The 18,876-nt window shown below is 56.8% G+C and carries 16 protein-coding genes; 2 read left to right on the top strand and 14 right to left on the bottom strand.

Annotation, left to right across the window (positions count from 1 at the left end):
• Positions 1-28 precede the first annotated feature (28 nt).
• The gene (locus tag AC58P5_RS23700; RefSeq protein WP_497390997.1) at positions 29-2,119 is read left to right on the top strand and encodes a carbon starvation CstA family protein; all 2,091 of its coding nucleotides are present in this window, start codon (positions 29-31) and stop codon (positions 2,117-2,119) included.
• The gene (locus AC58P5_RS23705) at positions 2,112-2,315 is read left to right on the top strand and encodes a YbdD/YjiX family protein (RefSeq protein WP_497390999.1); all 204 of its coding nucleotides are present in this window, start codon (positions 2,112-2,114) and stop codon (positions 2,313-2,315) included. The genes AC58P5_RS23700 and AC58P5_RS23705 overlap by 8 nt, the downstream gene beginning before the upstream one ends.
• Positions 2,316-2,418: 103 nt before the next feature.
• On the opposite strand, the gene AC58P5_RS23710 is transcribed toward AC58P5_RS23705, so the two are convergent.
• From AC58P5_RS23710 to AC58P5_RS23775, 14 genes are all read right to left on the bottom strand, one after another.
• Positions 2,419-3,309: a YitT family protein gene (locus AC58P5_RS23710; protein WP_497391303.1), complete on the bottom strand. Its 891-nt coding sequence runs from the start codon at positions 3,307-3,309 to the stop codon at positions 2,419-2,421.
• Between the two features lie 268 nt (positions 3,310-3,577).
• The gene (locus AC58P5_RS23715) at positions 3,578-3,967 is read right to left on the bottom strand and encodes an MmcQ/YjbR family DNA-binding protein (RefSeq protein WP_497391001.1); all 390 of its coding nucleotides are present in this window, start codon (positions 3,965-3,967) and stop codon (positions 3,578-3,580) included.
• Positions 3,968-4,150: 183 nt separating this feature from the next.
• The gene (gene ptsP / locus AC58P5_RS23720; protein ID WP_497391003.1) at positions 4,151-5,869 is read right to left on the bottom strand and encodes a phosphoenolpyruvate--protein phosphotransferase; all 1,719 of its coding nucleotides are present in this window, start codon (positions 5,867-5,869) and stop codon (positions 4,151-4,153) included.
• On the bottom strand, positions 5,862-6,134 hold the full coding sequence (locus AC58P5_RS23725; RefSeq protein WP_217560415.1) for a phosphocarrier protein HPr: 273 nt from the start codon (positions 6,132-6,134) through the stop codon (positions 5,862-5,864). Before AC58P5_RS23725 ends, ptsP begins: the two co-directional genes overlap by 8 nt.
• Before the next feature lie 95 nt (positions 6,135-6,229).
• Positions 6,230-8,290 carry a glucose-specific PTS transporter subunit IIBC gene (gene ptsG / locus AC58P5_RS23730; protein WP_497391005.1) on the bottom strand — a complete coding sequence of 687 codons (2,061 nt, stop codon included), beginning with the start codon at positions 8,288-8,290 and terminating at the stop codon, positions 6,230-6,232.
• A gap of 577 nt (positions 8,291-8,867) precedes the next feature.
• Complete coding sequence (locus tag AC58P5_RS23735; protein ID WP_497391007.1) at positions 8,868-9,269, bottom strand: 4Fe-4S binding protein; 402 nt, start codon at positions 9,267-9,269, stop codon at positions 8,868-8,870.
• Entirely contained in the window at positions 9,266-10,966 is a 1,701-nt protein-coding gene (locus AC58P5_RS23740) for an FAD-dependent oxidoreductase (protein ID WP_497391009.1), read from the bottom strand. Before AC58P5_RS23740 ends, AC58P5_RS23735 begins: the two co-directional genes overlap by 4 nt.
• A 56-nt stretch (positions 10,967-11,022) precedes the next feature.
• Positions 11,023-12,039, bottom strand: a complete 1,017-nt coding sequence (locus AC58P5_RS23745) for an ABC transporter substrate-binding protein (RefSeq protein WP_497391011.1) — start codon at positions 12,037-12,039, stop codon at positions 11,023-11,025.
• A gap of 85 nt (positions 12,040-12,124) precedes the next feature.
• The gene (locus AC58P5_RS23750; protein WP_497391013.1) at positions 12,125-12,976 is read right to left on the bottom strand and encodes an ABC transporter permease; all 852 of its coding nucleotides are present in this window, start codon (positions 12,974-12,976) and stop codon (positions 12,125-12,127) included.
• Positions 12,977-12,991: 15 nt separating this feature from the next.
• Positions 12,992-13,864 carry an ABC transporter permease gene (locus AC58P5_RS23755; protein ID WP_497391015.1) on the bottom strand — a complete coding sequence of 291 codons (873 nt, stop codon included), beginning with the start codon at positions 13,862-13,864 and terminating at the stop codon, positions 12,992-12,994.
• 18 nt (positions 13,865-13,882) lie between these two features.
• Entirely contained in the window at positions 13,883-14,659 is a 777-nt protein-coding gene (locus AC58P5_RS23760; RefSeq protein WP_497391017.1) for an ABC transporter ATP-binding protein, read from the bottom strand.
• Between the two features lie 351 nt (positions 14,660-15,010).
• The gene (glcT, locus tag AC58P5_RS23765; RefSeq protein WP_497391018.1) at positions 15,011-15,913 is read right to left on the bottom strand and encodes a glucose PTS transporter transcription antiterminator GlcT; all 903 of its coding nucleotides are present in this window, start codon (positions 15,911-15,913) and stop codon (positions 15,011-15,013) included.
• An 88-nt stretch (positions 15,914-16,001) separates the two neighbouring features.
• On the bottom strand, positions 16,002-17,669 hold the full coding sequence (locus tag AC58P5_RS23770) for a polysaccharide deacetylase family protein (RefSeq protein WP_497391019.1): 1,668 nt from the start codon (positions 17,667-17,669) through the stop codon (positions 16,002-16,004).
• On the bottom strand, positions 17,662-18,876 hold the full coding sequence (locus tag AC58P5_RS23775; protein ID WP_497391020.1) for an MFS transporter: 1,215 nt from the start codon (positions 18,874-18,876) through the stop codon (positions 17,662-17,664). The genes AC58P5_RS23770 and AC58P5_RS23775 overlap by 8 nt, the downstream gene beginning before the upstream one ends.

The following is an 18,876-nucleotide window of genomic DNA, read 5'->3' on the forward strand; positions in this document are numbered from 1 at the left end:
CCATATTAACCAGTTAGGAGGAAAATTTATGAAAAACGGATGGAAATCAATCTTGCTCTGGGGGGTGATTTCCATTGTCGGCGCGTTCGCTTTCGGGCTTGTCGCACTTAATCGCGGAGAAACGATCAATGCCGCCTGGCTCGTCATTGCAGCCGTAAGCTGTTATGCGGTCGCCTACCGGTTCTACAGCCGCTTTCTCGCCCGCAAAGTCTTCGTGCTCGACGACAACCGGAAAACACCCGCAGAGCTGAACAACGACGGCAAGGACTATGTGCCGACGAACAAATGGGTGCTGTTCGGGCACCATTTCGCGGCCATTGCCGGCGCGGGTCCCCTCGTAGGGCCCGTACTTGCCGCCCAGATGGGCTATCTGCCCGGAACGCTGTGGATCATTCTCGGCGTTATTCTGGGAGGCGCCGTCCAGGACTTCGTCATTCTTTTCGCTTCAACACGCAGAAACGGTAAATCGCTCGGCGATATGATCAAGGATGAAATCGGCAAGGTGACGGGTACGATCGCCATGCTTGGCATTCTCGGCATTATGATCATTCTTCTCGCCGTGCTCGGGCTCGTCGTCGTCAAAGCGCTGATCGGCAGCCCGTGGGGCATGTTCACGATTGCCGCCACCATTCCGATCGCCCTCCTGATGGGCGTGTATATGCGCTACATACGGCCCGGCCGCGTCGGGGAAGCGTCCCTCATCGGCGTCATTCTGCTGATTCTGTCCCTCATCGGAGGCAAATTCGTCGCCGAGAGCGCAGCGCTGGCCCCTCTCTTCTCCTTCAGCGGAGAAACCATCGCTCTGATGATGATCGCCTACGGCTTTTTCGCTTCCGTCATGCCGGTCTGGCTGCTTCTCGCTCCCCGCGACTATCTCAGCACGTTCCTGAAAGTCGGAACGATCATCGGCCTCGCGCTCGGCATCATTTTCGTCCTGCCGGATCTGTCCATGCCGGCCACGACCCGGTTCATCGACGGAACCGGACCCGTCTTCGCCGGGAACTTGTTCCCGTTCCTGTTTATCACCATCGCCTGCGGCTCCGTGTCGGGCTTCCATGCGCTGATTTCCTCCGGAACGACGCCCAAAATGCTGGAGCGCGAATCCCACGCGCGTCCGATCGGCTACGGCGCGATGCTGGTCGAATCCTTCGTCGCCATCATGGCGCTGATCGCCGCCTGCATTATCACGCCCGGCACTTACTTCGCGATTAACTCGTCGGCGGCGGCGCTGGGCGGTACCGATGTGGCGACCGCGGCGGCGACCATCACGAACTGGGGCTTCACTATCACGCCGGAACAGTTGACTACGCTGTCCAAAGATATCGGCGAGAGTACCATTCTCTCGCGGACGGGCGGCGCGCCGACCTTCGCCATCGGCATGGCGCAAATCTTGTCCGGCGTGATCGGCGGCAAGACGATGATGGCGTTCTGGTATCACTTCGCCATCCTGTTCGAAGCCCTGTTCATCCTGACGACGATCGACGCGGGCACCCGGGTGGGGCGTTTCCTCATCCAGGATTTGCTCGGTTATGCCAGCAAGTCGCTGGGGGATACCCGGTCCACGGTCGGCAATCTTATCGCTACGGCTCTCTGCGTAGCGGGCTGGGGGTATTTCCTCTACCAAGGCGTTGTGGACCCTCTGGGGGGCATCAACTCCTTGTGGGCGCTCTTCGGCATCGCCAATCAGATGCTGGCCGGCATCGCGCTTGTACTGGGTACGACCATTTTGTTCAAAATGGGCAAAAAGGCGTACGCCTGGGTCACGCTCCTGCCCACGACGTGGCTGCTTATCGTGACCATGTCCGCCGGTTGGCAGAAGCTGTTCCACGAGAAAGCGAACATTGGCTTCCTTTCTCACGCCAAACAGTTCCAGAGCGCGCTGGACAGCGGGAAAATCGTGGCCCCGGCCAAATCGGCCGCGCAGATGAAGCAGATCGTGATGAACGATTACATCGACGCGGCCTTGTGCGGATTTTTCATGATCGTGGTGCTGATCGTGTTTATCTCGGCCATCCGCGTCTGGCTGAAGGCGATTTCGAACAAACCGCTGGATCTTTACGAAGCCCCGTATATCCCGCGCGGCGGGCAGGGCAGATCCGAGGCGACGAAATATGTTTAAGCGCCTGAAACTCATCTGGAGCTACCGCAGCCAGTTTATTCATCTGATGGTGGGCGTCCCCCACTACGAAACATATGTGGCCCATATGAAAAGCGCCCACAAAGACCAGCCCGTCATGAGCCGTGCGGACTTTTTCCGGCAGGCCCAGGACAACCGCTATGACGCCAAGGACGGGAAAATCTCCCGCTGCTGTTAGGTGTTTACGGCAGCACGCCACGGCAGCACAAAAAAAAACCAGCATAGCCTTCGGGCTGCTGGTTTTTTTTACCCTGCGTTTGTAGAGGAGCTTTTTGCAAGGGTCAGTGGATATCCTTTTTCTTGAATTGTCCGCCCTTCACATCGTGAATGTTGCCGACGGCAATAAAGGCGTTTTCGTCCCATTCTTCGACGATGGATTTCAGCTTCGCTTCTTCCAGACGCGTAATGACGGTGAAAATCACCTTCTTGTCGTCGCCGGTATAGGCCCCTTCCCCATGAAGGTAAGTCACGCCACGGCCCAGGCGCTGGGTGAGCGCATCGCCGATTTCTTTATAATTTTCACTGATGATCCATACGGATTTCGACTGATCGAGACCTTCGATCGTCACATCAATCATTTTCATCGCAATGTAATAAGCAATCAGGGAATACATCGCATGATCCCAACCGAACACGAAGCCGGCGCTGCCGAGAATGAACAGGTTGACGAACAAGACGATTTCACCGACGGAAAACGGTGATTTCTTATTGATCAGAATAGCCACGATCTCCGTACCGTCAAGGGAACCTCCCGAACGGATAACAAGCCCGATCCCGACGCCGAGTATAACCCCGCCGAAAACGGCTGCCAGCAGCGGATCGATGGTGAAAGCTGGTACCGGATGAAGAAAGGAAGTGCCGACTGACATCGCGATAACACCGAACAACGTCGAGAAAGCGAACGTTTTACCGATTTGTTTGTAACCCAGAAACAGAAAAGGAAGATTTAAAAGGGTTAAGAAAATACCGAGAGGGAGATGGAAGAAGTGGGACAGCATAATCGAAATACCGGTTATACCGCCGTCGATAATATTATTGGGAACGAGAAAAACTTCCAACCCGACCGAAAATAAAGCCGCACCTAGCGAAATAAATATGATTCTTTGCAGAAGCTTTACCGCAGTAGCCGTACGTTTACCTGTTTTTTCTCCTTGAAAAGTCGATTTTTCCACACTCAATGGCCGACACCCCTTTTATTTGTATTTATCTAAAGTTTGCCTTAACCCGAAAAAGGAGCCTGTTTGCGACAGACTCCAGAGCAGCAACCGGCAAACAAACATCGAATACATGTATTATACCATATTATTCGCCTAGGATCACTGAATTTACCGAAATACGGTCAAAAACGGCGATCGGCATTCTTGACAAGCCTTACGGGAGTCTAACCGAAGCCTCTCGCCATCCAGCCAGCCGCAAGCTTCACTTAGCTTTCCCGCGGGTTCAGCTTTCATTCCAGTCCGCATTGCCGTACTGCTGAATGTGCTGCTGCATTTTCTTGCTTAAACTGCCTCGCACCAGCAGATAGGAAACGTCCACCATATCCATGATTTCCTGCGGATCCAAGCTTCCGTCCAGCCGGACGGTATTCCAATGGCGCTTGTTCATGTGATAACCGGGCTTTACGGTCTCCGGATACTGCATACGAAGCAGCTCCGCTTCCTCCGGCGGGCATTTTAACGTCACACTTCCCTCACCCGGAGCGGCACCCGAAGGCAGTAAAGCGAACATTTTTCCTCCTACGCGGAGTACATCGGTCTCATTGTCGAAGGGACGGTCCGCGGCAGCGCCCGGTTTGGATAAAGCATAGTCCATAACCTCATTTGTATTCATAGCATGGGTGACCCCTTTCATCCTAAAATGTTTTGTTTAAACCGGATTCGCTCCGTAACGCGAAATTCCTTTGCGGCCAAAAAAAAGAACACCCCGTCGGTTCGCTTAGGCTTATGCCTTTCGACTTATTGGGGGTGTTCTTAACTTCAGCAGCTCTCAAACTGCCGTATTAACTTTGAGCCTTTACGCTTTCGGCTGATGGCCGTTTACGAGCGCCACGACTTCTTCGGCCGTCGAAAGCTCGATCGCACGGGCGGCGAGCTGCCGCATCTCCGACAGGGAGAGCTTCACAATCTGGCTGCGTGCAGGCAGAATGGAAGTGGCGCTCATGCTGAACTCATCGAGACCGAGTCCGAGCAGAAGCGGAATAGCGGTCGTATCTCCCGCCATCTCCCCGCACATACCGGCCCATTTGCCTTCGCGGTGAGCCGCGTCGATCACCATTTTAACCAGCCGCAGAATGGCCGGATTATAAGGCTGATACAGATAAGAGACACGTTCGTTCATCCGGTCGGCCGCCATCGTATATTGAATGAGGTCATTTGTTCCGATGCTGAAAAAATCGACTTCTTTGGCAAACTGGTCGGCCATGACAGCCGTTGACGGGATTTCCACCATGATACCGAGCTGGATCTCGTCGGAAGCCGGTGTTCCCTCCTCCGCAAGCTTCGCCTTCTCTTCGAGAAGAAGCGCCTTCGCCTGACGGAACTCATCCAGCGTAGCGATCATAGGGAACATGATCCGCAGAGAACCGTGTACGCTGGCACGCAGCAGGGCGCGAAGCTGGGTGCGGAAGATATCCTCGCGTTCCAGACACAAGCGGATAGCACGGAAGCCGAGGAACGGATTCATCTCCTTCGGAAGCTGCAGATAAGGCAGCTCCTTGTCCCCGCCGATATCCAGGGTACGGACCACAACCGGCTTGCCCTCCATCTTCTCGAGGACCGCCTTGTAGGCCTTGTACTGCTCTTCCTCGGTCGGCAGCTGGTCGCGCCCCATGTACAGGAACTCCGTCCGGTACAGGCCGACAGCCTCGCCGCCGTTCTCCAGTACGCCGGCTACGTCGGCGGGTGTGCCGATGTTTGCCGCAAGCTCGACATGGTGACCGTCCGGGGTCACCGTCGGCTCGTTGCGCAGCTTGGCCCACTCGGCGCGCTGCTCCGCGTAGCGCCGCTGCTTCGCGCGGTATTCTTCGACCACTGCGGGCTCCGGATTGATCAGGACGTCGCCGTCCAATCCGTCCACAATCAGCAGGTCTCCGTCCTTGACAAGATCCAGCACGTTCTTCGTCCCGACGACGGCCGGGATTTCAAGCGAGCGCGCCATAATCGCGGAATGGGACGTGCGTCCGCCGATATTGGTCGTAAAGCCTTTCACGTACGTGCGGTTAAGCTGGGCCGTATCCGATGGAGTCAAATCCTCGGCCACGACAACCGTCTCCTCGGAGATCGACGACGGGCTCACGAACTTGACGCCGAGCAGATGAGCGAGCACCCGCTTCGTCACATCGCGCATATCCGCCGCACGTTCTTTCAGATAGTCGCTGTTCATGTTCTCGAACATTTCAACGAATGTCATCGCAACTTCGTTCATCGCAAATTCCGCGTTGACCTTCTCGTCGCGGATTTTCGCTTTCACCGGATCGACCAGCTCGGGATCACCGAGCACAAGCAGGTGAGATTCGAATATTTCCGCTTTCTCTTCTCCCATCTCCCGAAACGTCTGTTCCTTGATAGCCTCGAGCTCGGCGCTGGATTTCTCCAGAGCCATGTCGAATTTGGCAACCTCGGCTTCCGTATCCTCCACGGTTTTGCGGATGACGGTCAAGTCGGGGTGTTCCAGACGGAACGCCCGGGCGATGGCAATTCCCGCCGAAGCGGCAATGCCACGGATATTAGCCATGAAGCTCGCCCAGCCCTTCTTTAGTCATGATTTCTTCCAAAGCGGCGATCGCTTCCGCTGCGTCTTCACCTTCTGCGGAGAACGTAATTACATCGTTTTCTTCCAGTCCCAGGGAAAGCACGCCCAGAATGGATTTCATGGTCACTTTCTTGCCTTTGCTCTCGGCGAATACGTCCGCTTTGAATTTGTTGGACGTGTTGACAAGTGCTGTAGCCGGACGTGCGTGAATTCCTGTATCGCTGGTCACTTTAAATGTTTTTTGCATAGTTGATCATCTCCACTCGATAATTTAGTTGTTTACTCTATCTTAACCGAAAAGGAGGGGGTTAGAAAAACAAGGCCCTTCTCCCCCATTCCTTTTTACTTAATCGTAATAATATTTTTATCGCCCGATTTAACGTCGCCCTGTTTATTCAAACGAATTTCCGTGCCTTCCGGCAGGTTCGTAAAGATAATCGGCGAGATAATGGAAGGAGCATGCTCTTTCACATAATCGAGATCGACTTTCATGATCGGCTGGCCGGCTTCCACGATATCCCCTTCGGAAACAAGCACTTCAAAGCCTTGTCCTTTCAGTTTCACCGTGTTGACGCCGATATGAACCAGCAGTTCTTTACCCGCATCGGACTGAATGCCGATGGCATGCTTGCTCGGGAATACGTTGAAAATTTTGCCGTTTACCGGAGATACGATCGTTCCGTTTTTCGGCAGGATAGCGAATCCGTCACCCGTCATTTTCTGGGAAAAGACTTCGTCCGGAACGAGCGTGATATCCATCAGTTCGCCGTCTGCGGGAGCTACGATCGTTTCTTCTTTCATCAGCTCGCTGCCGCCCGTATCGGGAGATTCCACAACCGGCACGCTCGCCGTGGAAGGAATGCGGCCCGCCATAACATCCTGGATCTGATTTTTCAAAGAATCGGAACGGGTTCCGAAAATAGCTTGTACATTGTTGCCGACTTCAAGCACGCCGGAAGCGCCCAGTTTTTTGAGACGCTCTTTATCCACCGCGCCTTTGTCCTTCACCTGAACACGCAGACGCGTGATACAAGCGTCAAGGTTGGAAATGTTCGGCGCGCCGCCCAATGCCGCGAGAATGCTGCTCGGCAGGTCGCCCGTACCGCCGGCATTGCTTGCGCCGCTGACGGGAGCATCGTCCGCATCGGCTTCCGTTTGAGCTTCTTCGCGTCCCGGTGTCTTCAGATTGAACTTGGTAATCGCGAAGCGGAACACCACATAGTAGATGACCGCGAAGACAAGGCCGACCAGAATCGCGAGCCACCATGGCGTACGGTTCGGCAGGACACCGAGCAGCAGGAAATCGATCGAGCCGCCGGAGAACGTAAAGCCGAGCTTAACCTGCAGCAGCGTCATGATCGCGAAGGAAAGACCTGCGAGCAGGGCATGGAATACGTAGAGAAGCGGTGCTACGAACAAGAATGAGAACTCGATCGGCTCCGTAATCCCCGTAAGGAAAGCCGTCAAAGCGGCGGAGCCCATAATACCGGCAATCAGCTTTTTGTTCTCGGGACGTGCCGTATGGTAAATGGCCAGACACGCGGCCGGCAGACCGAACATCATGAACGGGAAGTTCCCGCTCATAAACGTACCCGCCGTAAGCGGTACGCCGTCTTTCAGCTGAGCGAAGAAAATTTTCATATCCCCGCGCACCAGAACGCCCGATTTATCGATATATTCACCGAACTCGTACCAGAACGGCGCATTCCAGATGTGATGCAGACCGAACGGAATGAGAGAGCGGACACCGACCCCGAACAAGAAAGAAGCCAGAACCGGATTCGCATCGAGCACGGAACGGGAGAAAGCGCTCAGTCCATGCTGTACCGGAGGCCAGATAAAGATCAGGATAAGCCCGGTCAGCAGCGCGGCAAGGGAGGTAATGATCGGAACGAACCGCTTGCCCGCAAAAAAGCCGAGGTACGACGGAAGCTCGATTTTATGGTACCTCTTGTAGAGGAGCGCCGCTATCACACCCATGATAATCCCGCCGAAAACGCCCGTTTGCAGAGTCGGTATCCCCAGCACGCTCGCGTAAGAAGGATCTTTCAGCGTCAGCGAGAAAGGGGTTACACCCGCCAGAACGCCCATAGTTACGTTCATAATCAAGTAACCGATCGTGGCTGCGATACCGGCAACGCCGTCTCCGCCCGCCAGACCGATCGCTACCCCGATTGCGAAAAGCAATGCCAGGTTCGCGAAAATAATGTCGCCTGCGCTCGACATGAGGTGAGCCGCAACCTGAAACCCGTTTCCGCTGAGGAAAGGCATAAGCTCAATCGTATCCGGGTTTTGCATGGCCGAACCGAACGCCAGCAGAAGGCCCGCGGCAGGAAGAATGGAAACCGGAAGCATGAGCGCCTTGCCTACTTGCTGGAGCGCGCCGAAAACGCCTTTTAACATGTGCTTCACTTCCTTTATCTGGTCATAGTGTCTATGGATTATTCAACCCCACAGGCAAGGCCGAAACAGCAAAAAAGGCATAAGCAATCAAGGAATGCCGGAAATAGCTGCCGGATAAGGGTTAATATAACCCAACTCGGAGCGTTTCCATTCATTCTCTTTCTTGCTCATGCCTGATCGTATCAGTCACACGCGCATATCGCCTGTTCAGTTGTATAATTCCTAAGCACCGTCATTATAGCATGACAATTCTCAACAGACAATACCATTTTTCGCACTTTCGCACGTTAAAAAGGAGACCTCCCGAACGGGAAATCTCCGGTTAAAAAACGGAAGTGGGTGCGTTCCGTGAAAGGAACGTCGCCCCTTCCAAAGGGGATATCGTTTTATAAGATACCCGCAGGATATCTGCAAGATATCTGAAAGGCAGCTGCTTAAGTCGTCCGTGGAAGTTGACTGCCCGAACAAAAGCGGAGGGCCTTTCGGGTTGGTCGGATCGGTCGGGTCACTCGGATCGCTTGGATCACTCGGCCCGAGAGCCGCCTTAGACGGCCCGGCGGATTCGGGTGGCATGAGCCTACCCGGCCGGTTTGGGGGGATAGTCCGGAGTCAGAATAAACGCCGTCTCCTCCGCATCGAGGGGAGGCTGCTGGGGAAGCACGCGGTCGATAAACGGGGTCGTATCCAGCTTGGCAAGCTTGACGCGCCCCGGTCCCCAACCGATCTTCTCTCTCCAGCTGCCGAGCACGCCGGATTCCGCAAGCTCCCGCTCATTGACGCTTACCGCTTCATCACCGTATGGAGACACGTAAAGCGCATCGACCGGGCAGTAAACCTCGCAGATAAAGCAGGTTTGGCAGTCGTCCTGCCGTGCGATAACCGGTACCCGGCCCGGGCCTTCGTCGAACACGTTCGTGGGGCAGACCTTGACGCACATGCTGCAGCCTACGCAGCGGGCGGAACTGACCAGCTCGATCATGCCAGCGTCACCTCCTTCCGCACGGCATCTCCGCCGGAAGGTTGAAACGGATCTTGCCCCGGCTGCCCGGGATGCCCAGGATGCGACGCCGGGGTGATCGCCGGCCGGGGCGGGACTTCCCCGCCGCCCTCGAACTTGACGCGGATGTCGTCCAGCCCCGACACGAGCAGGCGGCGCTGGTAGGCCGGATCGGTATGCGGGTATTCCGCGAGCGTGTGCATGCCGCGGGTTTCCCGCCTCGCCAGTCCGGCGGTATGAATCCAGCGGGCCGCCGCCGCCATGGCGGCCGCTTCTCTGGCACGGACCCGCTCCCTCGCATCCCCGCCGGGGATACCGCCCTGAACGAGCGGCCACAGTCCGTGCAGTCTTTGAAGAGACTCCCGGAGCACGGGCTCGCTCCGGAAGTAGTTGATCTCCAGCGGGAACACTTCCCGCTGGACCGCCCTTACAATCCCGGGGACATCCGTCGTCATCGCGGATGTCCCCGGTGCCCCTGCCAGCCCGGCGCCGCCTGCCGGGCGGAGATGGCGCTGGCCTGCCCGGCCGCCCAGGGCAAGCGCATATCCCGCAGCGGCTCTTCCGGACCAGGTCCCGGACGAGATCGCCCACGAGGCGTTGAAAGCGCCGCCTCCGGATTGAGCGCCCGTGACCCGCTCCCGGGTGGCCGCATCGCCGGCGGCATAGAGCCCGGCCACGGTCGTCGAGCAGTCTTCGCCGACGAGCCGGATGCCGCCCGTTCCCCGCACGGTTCCCTCGTACCGGAGGGTCAGCGGGAACGGCTGCGTGAACGGGTCAATGCCCGCACGGTCGAGCGGCAGGAAGAAAATCGCGTGCGAGCTGCGAAGAATCGCCCGCTTCTCCGGGGTGTCCGCCTTGTCCATGACGGCGTACACGGGCCCTTTGCTCAGCATCTTCGGAAGGAAATCGTGCGGCCGGGGCCCCTCTGAATGCAGAGGCGTGCCGTCCTCGGCATAGAAGGTCGCCCAGTTCAGCAGACGTCCGCGCGTGTTCGTGCCGAAGGCCGCGCTGGGGGCGTACTGGCGGCTGAACTCCATGCCGGAGAGCTCCACGCCAAGCTCGGCGGCCATCAGCAGGCCGTCGCCGGTCAGGACGTTGCAGCCGAGACCCTTGCTCAGGAAGGCGCAGCCTCCCGTGGCGATCACGACGGCGCCCGCCCGCACTTCCCAATCCCGGTTATCGAGCCGGGATACGCCTCTGGCTCCGCCGGCGCCATGCTCGTCGACGAGCAGCTCCAGGGCCGGAGACTGGTCCAGGATGCGGGCCCCCGCCTTGATGACGGCCCGGCGCATAAGCTTCATGTACTCCGGCCCCTGCAGATGATCCCTCATAGGGACTCCGTTCTCGTCTCTGCGGAACGGATACCCCCAGGATTCCACCAGCTCCAGGCTTTCGTACACCTGATCGAGCACGCCGTGAATCCAGGAAGGTTCGGACAGGAAGCCGCCTCCCTTCATCCGCTTCCTAACCGCTTCTTCCCTCAAAACGGGATCCGGCGGCAGGTAGAGCAGATTGGTTCCTCCCGGCGCCGTCGCTCCGCTGGAACCGAGAAATCCTTTGTCGGCCACGACTACTCTGGCTCCGCGGGAAGCCGCGCTCCATGCCGCCCAGGCGCCAGCGGGTCCGCCGCCGATTACCAGGACATCGGCCGTTAATTGAAGCGGCTGTTTCTGACTCATGGTTCTCCCTCCCTGTTCTGCCGCTTATTTTACTGCAGCCGGTTTTTGTGACCGGTTTATTTCACCAGCCATTCGTCGATGTTGAAGTCCGTGTCGGCCAATTTATCCCCGACCAGAAAATCTTTGGTCGCCTTTAGAGCCACAATGCCGCTGTCTGTGAACGACTCTCTCTGAATACGGGAGACGGCGCTCGTTTTTTTAACTAAATCCAGCGGAGTTCCGGTATTCTCGACGACAAACGCATAATAAGCGTCTTCCTGCGTTGTCAGATCGTCCAGCGCTTTGATTCTCAGATCGTTCCACACTTTTGCGATATCCGGCACTTTCTTCAAATAACTCTCGGATACAACGGTTACCCCCGCGCCTACGAGAGCGGGATGATCCTTGGCCGCTTCGTCCAGAACGGGAAAGCCTTGAGGAATCAGCTTGAGCCCGCGTACTTCCGTAGTGGCGATAGCGTCCACTTCTCCTCTGACCAGAGCGGCATCCGCGTCTTCATCCAGCAGATGGATCAGTTGCACGTCTTTAATGCTCTGCTCTTTGAGAAGACCCGCCAGATAGCGGTGCATGTAGGAGCCTTTCTTCACGGACACTTTCTTGCCTTTCAATTCGGCCAACGCTGCGGGACCGTTCTTCTTCCCGAGAATAAACGCGTTGCTCCCGGAGGAATTCAAGGTAATGACTTTGGACGGCGCCCCTGCCGAACGGGCCAATATAGCCGGCGTATCGCCAAGAGAGCCGATATCGATCCGTCCGCTGATCAGCGACTCGCTCAAGTCCGGGCCGTTGGGAAATCCGACGAACTGCACGTCCGTGATCCCCAATTTTTTCAGTTCCTCCCTGGCCCCGCCTTTGTGGAATCCCCAGCCTTCGGCGCCGCTCGGAAGGTTCAGCTTGTTCGCGCCGATATAGCCGATGCGCAGCACGGAAGGCGTCTTGCCTCCCGGGTCCGCTCCCCCCGACGGATCGGCTTCCGCCCGGCCGCAGGCCGAAGCCAGCAGCACCAGCGCGACAAGAATGAGCAGCAATCCGATAAGACGAGTATGTTTTTGGATAAATGGCGAACGTGTCATGCTAATCCCCCTCTGTATGTAGAAAATCTTCTCCGGAAAGCTTTGTTCCCGTCCCCCTTTCCTTTTCAAGCGCAAACGTCCTTTCTCAGCCTTCAAAACTGTCCCTCCACTGCAGCAGCTTCCCCTCCAGCAGCCGGACGAATGTATCCACAAGCTTGCCCACGACCGCAAACAGGATGACCCCGACAAAAATAATTTCCGTCGCCGAGTTCTGCTTCGCAAAGTTGATCAGGAAGCCGATGCCCGACTGGGAACCGATCAGCTCCGCTACGACGAGCCCCAGCCACGAAACGGCCAACGAAAGCCGCAGCCCGAGCAGGATGTTGGGCAGGGAAGCGGGAATGATCAGCCGGATCAGCTGTTTGTAAGGGCTGAACTGCAGCACCTTGGCAACATCGAACAGTTTGTTATCCACGCTCCGGATGCCCAGGTAAGTGTGGACATAGAGCGGAAAGAAAGCTCCGTTCGCGATAATGAGCGTTTTGGACGTTTCTCCGAATCCAAACCAGAGGATAATGAGCGGAGCCGCCGCCAGATGCGGCACGAGACGAATCATCTGCAGCGTCGGGTCGAGCAGCTGCTCGGCTTTGCGGAAATACCCGGTCAACAGGCCGAACAACAGCCCGAGACTGCCGCCGAGCAGGAAGCCCGTTAAAGCCCTCCACAGCGAAATTCCCACATGCCCCGTCAGTTCGCCGCTCATGGCCAGTTCTTTGAGTGCGGCGCCGATCATCAGCGGAGTCGGCAGAAAAAACGTCGAAATCCAGCCGAGATCGCCTGCCGCCTGCCACACTATGAGCACAAGCACCGGAAGAACGGCACCCAGGGCAAAATCGCCCGTCTTCGCTTTCAGCAGCGTTTGCCCGTATTTGCGCAAGCTTCCGGGCTGTTCATGTGTTCCGGTGAGCCGTCGAAGCGCTTCCCCGCTACCGTTCATAGTCGCTCCCTCCTTTTACTTGCCTACGTAGCTGTCCTGCCATTGCAGAAGGCGCCTTTCCAGCAGCCGGACCCCCGAATCCGCCGCCTTGCCGATCACGGCAAACAAGATAATGCCCACGTACACCACGGCGGTTTTGTTGAACTGCCGGGCTTCCGACATCAGATAACCGAGCCCCGACGAAGCCCCCATCAATTCGGCGACGACCAGTCCGAGCCAGGCGATGCCGAGCGAAACTCTTATGCCGAGAAAAATATTCGGGAGCGCCGACGGCACAATAAGACGCACCAGTTGTTTGTAAGTACTGAACCCCAGCACCCTCGTAACTTCAAATAATTTTCTGTCCGCGCCCCGTATCCCCAGAAAGGTATTGATGTAAAGCGGGAAAAAAGCTCCTTTGGCAATCAGCAGCACTTTCGAGGGCTCGCCGAATCCGAACCAGAGAATAAACAAGGGCGCAATGGCCAAATGGGGAATCATGCGGATCATCTGCACGGAGGGATCAAGCACTTTTTCCGTTCTGCGGAAAAAGCCGACCAGCATGCCCAGCAGAAGACCGAGTCCTCCTCCAAGCGCGAAACCTGCGGCTGCCCTCAACATGCTGATGCCCACATTCTCCGCAAGCACGCCGGACTCCAGCAGGCTGCGAAACGATTTGGCGATGGTCCAGGGAGTCGGAAAAAGCAGCCGGGATATATAGCCCGCGTCACCCAGCACCTGCCACAAGATGAGCGCGGCCGCAGGTACGATCGCTCCCAGCCAGAACGATTCCAGCCGCGGTTTCCGCTTGGAAGAGCCGGCGGGCGCAGGTTCTGCCGGGACAAAGTCAGGAGTAGCGACCGATAAGGTTGAGCCTGTACCTTGCAGAAGATTTGACGGCTTGCCCACGATGCTGCACCTCCTTCATCAGATTCCTGCGCTTTCAACGAGTTCAAGTTCATCCAGCTTCTCGAATTCATTTAAAATTTTGTAGCGGATTTCCTGAAACGAGGTACTCGTTTTCTTTCTCGGGAAAGGCAGATCCACCGGAACGATATTCCGGATCGCACCCGGACGCGGTTTGAGGATCACAACGCGGTTCGCAAGGAAAATCGCTTCGTCGATATCGTGGGTGACGAACACCATGGTCGTCCGGTTGGCCTGCCAAATATCCAGCAGCACCTCCTGCATATGCGCTCTTGTAAAAGCATCCAGCGCCCCGAAAGGTTCATCCAGCAGCAAAATTTTCGGATTTCGGAGCAGGGCGCGGGCAATGGAAACACGCTGGGCCATCCCGCCGGAAAGCTCCCGCGGATAAGACTTCTCGAAGCCCTGAAGCTTAACCAGCTCGATCAGATTATCCACCTTGGCGCGCACCTGCGGGTCTTTGAGCGAGAGATCGGCCGCGATATTCTTCTCGACCGTCAGCCACGGGAACAGGCGCGGTTCCTGAAAAATAAACCCTTTATCGATTCCGGGACCCGTCACTTTCTCGCCTCCAAGCCGGACGTTCCCGTTGTGATCGGTATCCAGACCCGCCACGATTTTCAGCAGCGTGCTTTTTCCGCATCCGCTCGGGCCGATGACCGTGATGAACTCGCCCTCTTTTATATCCAGATTGATATCGTGCAAGGCGTGGACAAGCCCCTTCTTCGTCTCAAAAGCCTTGTTCAGCCTTCCGACTTCAAGCAGCAGATTCCCCATCGTGCATCCCCCTTCGTTTTAACGAAAATAAAAAAAGCGCATGCCGTACGGACGTCTTCTCGCATCCGGATCGCAGGCGCTTCTAGTTAACTAGTCAGCAACTTTTAAATTATGGATTTCCACATTTAAGCAGGTAAACAATTCGTAGGATATACAAGCGTTTCTTTATTTCATACTATTCTTATAGGATTAGACAAATATTATCACCATCGCCCGGATCGGTCAAGACCGTTTTTCAAATAAAAAAGACCGCAAAAAAACGAGCCTCGCGCAGCTGCGCCGACCCGTTTTAATCACTCCGTTTTTTTTGAGGAGAAGCGATCTTGCCGGAAAATGCGGGCATTCCGGAAATCAACGGTCTCCTGCAGGCTTCCCCTTCTCGAGGGAATCGTCTTTCTCCATAAGGCGAATCAGGTGCATGGTCAGATAAACCGCCTCCGCTTCGTAAACCGGCTGCCGCAGCCGGCGCTGCATGACTTTCATCAAAGTCCAGGCGATGGAGTAGATCTCCGGGTACTGCTGTTTAAGCAGCTCGCCGAGCTTGTCCGGCTCGTGGACCGCCTCTTTCCGCTTTACCCGTTCAATGGCAAAACGGAGATGGCGCAGAAGCCGCGAGTACGCGATGGTGCTGCGGTCGATCGTAATATGCATCTGCCGCTCGATCAGACCGATAAGCTCTCCGATGAGGCGGGAATATTCATTGACCTCCGATACCGGACGGTTCGTGATCGCGCCGTGAATATGGAGCGTAACGAATCCGACCTCGGCCGGCGGCAGATGCACCTTCATTTTATCGTTAATCGTCCGGATGACATAATCGGCTATGACGTATTCCTTGGGATAGAGTTCACGGGTTTCGAGTAAAAACGGATTCTGCAGCACGATGCCCTGCTCCAGCCGTTTGATCGCAAACGCGATATGGTCCGTCAAGGCAATATGAATATGTTCATTCAGCGGCGCCCCGGCATGCTCCGAGATATATAAAATGACCTCGTTCATGACCTCGATCAGCTTCTCGTCGATTTGGGGAATCAGCTGCTGGTATTGTTCTTTTTCTTTTTCATTGGTCAAAATGAACAGCTTCTCGACCGCTTCCGAAGGAATGAGATCTTTGGCCTTCCGGTTAAACCCGATGCCTTTGCCGATCACCACAACTTCGCGATAAACGGGATGCGCTGCAATGATCACATTGTTATTCAGCACCTTGACCACTTCTATGCTGCTGTTCTTCACTTCCGCACCTCTTCCGTGCACCCTGTTGATTCCTCCAGATTACTAGAAAAAGGCGCTTACATCAAGTTGACGAAATAAAAGCAGGCAGGCAATCCCCGGTCTTCCGGAATTACCCGCCTTTTCCCGCCATTCCTTCCGGAAGCTCCTGAAGAACCGCACCGTAAGCTTCCTCCGGATAATAGGCGCCGGAGGAAGGCTCCGCCGTGCTCAATCCGGGAGCATAGCGTTTTTTCATCTGGCTGACCGACATCGCGATAATGCGCGGATTCAGCCGGGCGCTGTTCTCCTGCAGGCGTCCGAATCCTCCGGGATGAAGCATCCCCAGCAGAATACGCAGGTACAGCGTCGAGGACCAGCGCCACAGGGGGTTTTGCAGCGGCAGGACGGTAAATCCGAACTGCTTTGTACCGCGGTGGATCATTGAGATTCCGTACACGCCCTTAAGATCGGCAAGAGCCGGGTCCGCCAGCAGGCGGCGCGCCAATCTGGGCATGGAATTGCCCATGGCCCGGATCATCTGCACGGCCAGCTTCATCGCGGAGGAGCTTTGCGATCCGGCCCGGCGAAGCCATTCGTTGTCGAGATGAAGCTCCGCCACTTTGTCGCCCGGACGGATGATCTCCCCGTCGTCGAGCACCAGCTCCTGCCCGTGGTACGTCCGGATGCGATAGTGGAGGAAGCGGTGCTCGGGATCTCCGGGCTGCACCCGGTACAGCCGGTGAAACAGCCGCTCCCACAGCATCCATGCGCGCAGGGCCACGCCCCGCTGCTTCTCAGGGGGCGGAGACGGCTGGTTTTGCGGCGCCTCAAGGGCGGGCGCCGCTTCCACGGGCTGCGGGAGCGGCGCGCTCGCGGCCTCCCCCTTGGCCCGCGAGCTGTGCAAGACCGCCGCCCCGCCGGCTGCCTGCGGGTCCCGCACGGTCGCAGCCGTTTGGTCCGCGCCCTGCGGATGCTGCACGGTTGCCGCTGCCCCGGTCGCCGACGCTTCCACCGCGGTCTGCGCGTGCTGCGATTTCGCCGTCGGCAGAACGGTCATCTTCTCGGCCCTGCGGCGGACGAGACGGTCCGGAAGCCTCCGGCCCGGGAGATGCTCGTCAATACGCGCAAAACGGATGCCCCGCCGGCGGGCATCCTCCAGCACATCCGCGAGCGCCTCGATCATATAACCCGGCGCATCGGGGTTCGCGCCCAGTGTGTCTCCGCTGTCGTGCAGGAGAATGACGGCTCCGTCTTTCACTTTGCCGATCAGCTTCCGTTTGATCTTGTCGGTCCCCCCTCTGCTGCGCCAGTCAAAAGCGGCCATGGACCACAAGACGATACGGAATTTGCGGATCAGCAGAAAGTCGAACACGTTGAAAACGCCCCACGGGGGACGGTAATGAACAGGGCGTATCCCCGTAATACGTTCGATAACGTCGGCCGAATGCTCCAATGTACGGCGCACCTTCCAAGGTGTCATGAGAGCATTGGAATGGTGCATATAGTTGTGCAGCCCGACCAGATGCCCCTCCTCGTGCATACGCCGGATCAGATCCGGGTGATGCTCCGCTTTGGCGCCCAGCACGAAAAAAGTGGCTCTCGTGCCTTTCCGGGCAAGCAGGTCCAGCAGCTGCGGAGTATACTGCGGATCGGGACCGTCGTCAAAAGTCAATGCGGCGGACGGTCCTCCGCTTGTACTTTTAAACACGCCGTATCCAAAGCGCCGGATCAGGAATGTCGGCACAAGTGTGTAGATCAGATAGAAAATAAAAACGACCCGGATAATTCCTTCAACCACGGTACGTCACCCCCTTTACGGCGGCTTCGCCGTCTTTCTTACCCGAAGGCTGAAGCGGTACCAGTATGTACCACAGCGCGATGGCCCCCAGAAGGACCGCGCTTGCCGCGATCACGAAAACCTCGCTGTATCTGTCGGCCAGCCATCCCCCGAGGACCGGCCCTATAAAAGCGCCCAGCCCCTCGACACTGGAAAGCGTCCCCCAGCCCATCTCCTGGTGCCCTTTGGGAACGTAGAGAGCCATCAGGGCATTCCAGGCCGGCAGCACGCAGGCGTAGGAAACGCCAAGCAGCGCGGCCGTCAGCAGCGCAAACTCCAGTTCTTTTATAAACGTCATGCCGTAGAGGGCCGCCGCCAGAAACGCAAACCCGAGGATCAGGAAACCACGGATCCCGAAGCGGTCGGAGAGCTTTCCCATCGGCATTAAACAAATGACCGTGCACAGCCCGCCGGCCAGCAGTACCATGGAGTATTCCGCATACTGCAGGCCCATGACCCCGGATGCGAACCCCGGAAGAACAGGAACAAGCAGCCCCGCCGCAAGAGTCTGCAGCATCATCGGAGGCAGGAGCGGTCTCGCTGCGCCGAGCTGTTTTTTGAGAACGCCCGCCTGAACTTTCCACGTGACGGTTTTCGTCCGCGTCCCTTCCGCCCTGCCCCCCATTCCCAGAGAAAGCAGGCAGCCCAGCACCCACAGTCCGAGCAGAATAAAATACGTGACCGACAGACTGTAGTCCAGCACAAAATTTATAACGACGGGGCCGGCACCGAGTCCGGTCAGCCAGACGGTATACAGGACACCCATTTGAAAAGCGCGCTGTTCGGCCGTTACCCGGCTCAGGCAAACGAGCCAGATCGGGGAAATTCCGACCCCGAATAAAGCCGCCGACAGGAGAAAAATAAACACGTTGTGCGGCCCCTGCAGCAGAATAAGCCCGATCAGAGAGAAGAACATCCCTCCGCCGACGATAACCCGGGCGGGAAACCGGTCGAGAAGAAGCCCCGCCAGCCCTTTTACAACCATATCGATTACATAGTGAATGGAAATCGCCAGGCCGACAATCGTCACGGGATAATGAAGCACATTCGCCGCATATACGGGCAGGTAGGATAGCAGGTAAGCGCCCCGGACGAATTCCACGACAAAAAGAATGAGTGCGTACCCGATTAATCGGGCGGAAAGCCGGCGCTGTTTGTTCTCATCCAT

The sequence above is a fragment of the Paenibacillus sp. JT31N7 genome, assembly GCF_059692095.1.

Excerpts from the sequence above, each read along its gene's own strand:
- AC58P5_RS23750 (WP_497391013.1), bottom strand. The coding sequence starts at position 12,976 with ATGAACGGTAGCGGGGAAGCGCTTCGACGGCTCACCGGAACACATGAA.
- AC58P5_RS23725 (WP_217560415.1), bottom strand. The coding sequence starts at position 6,134 with ATGCAAAAAACATTTAAAGTGACCAGCGATACAGGAATTCACGCACGT.
- AC58P5_RS23760 (WP_497391017.1), bottom strand. The coding sequence starts at position 14,659 with ATGGGGAATCTGCTGCTTGAAGTCGGAAGGCTGAACAAGGCTTTTGAG.
- ptsP (WP_497391003.1), bottom strand. The coding sequence starts at position 5,869 with ATGGCTAATATCCGTGGCATTGCCGCTTCGGCGGGAATTGCCATCGCC.
- ptsG (WP_497391005.1), bottom strand. The coding sequence starts at position 8,290 with ATGTTAAAAGGCGTTTTCGGCGCGCTCCAGCAAGTAGGCAAGGCGCTC.
- AC58P5_RS23745 (WP_497391011.1), bottom strand. The coding sequence starts at position 12,039 with ATGACACGTTCGCCATTTATCCAAAAACATACTCGTCTTATCGGATTG.
- AC58P5_RS23700 (WP_497390997.1), top strand. The coding sequence starts at position 29 with ATGAAAAACGGATGGAAATCAATCTTGCTCTGGGGGGTGATTTCCATT.
- AC58P5_RS23715 (WP_497391001.1), bottom strand. The coding sequence starts at position 3,967 with ATGAATACAAATGAGGTTATGGACTATGCTTTATCCAAACCGGGCGCT.
- AC58P5_RS23775 (WP_497391020.1), bottom strand. The coding sequence starts at position 18,876 with ATGGATGAGAACAAACAGCGCCGGCTTTCCGCCCGATTAATCGGGTAC.
- AC58P5_RS23740 (WP_497391009.1), bottom strand. The coding sequence starts at position 10,966 with ATGAGTCAGAAACAGCCGCTTCAATTAACGGCCGATGTCCTGGTAATC.
- AC58P5_RS23735 (WP_497391007.1), bottom strand. The coding sequence starts at position 9,269 with ATGATCGAGCTGGTCAGTTCCGCCCGCTGCGTAGGCTGCAGCATGTGC.
- AC58P5_RS23705 (WP_497390999.1), top strand. The coding sequence starts at position 2,112 with ATGTTTAAGCGCCTGAAACTCATCTGGAGCTACCGCAGCCAGTTTATT.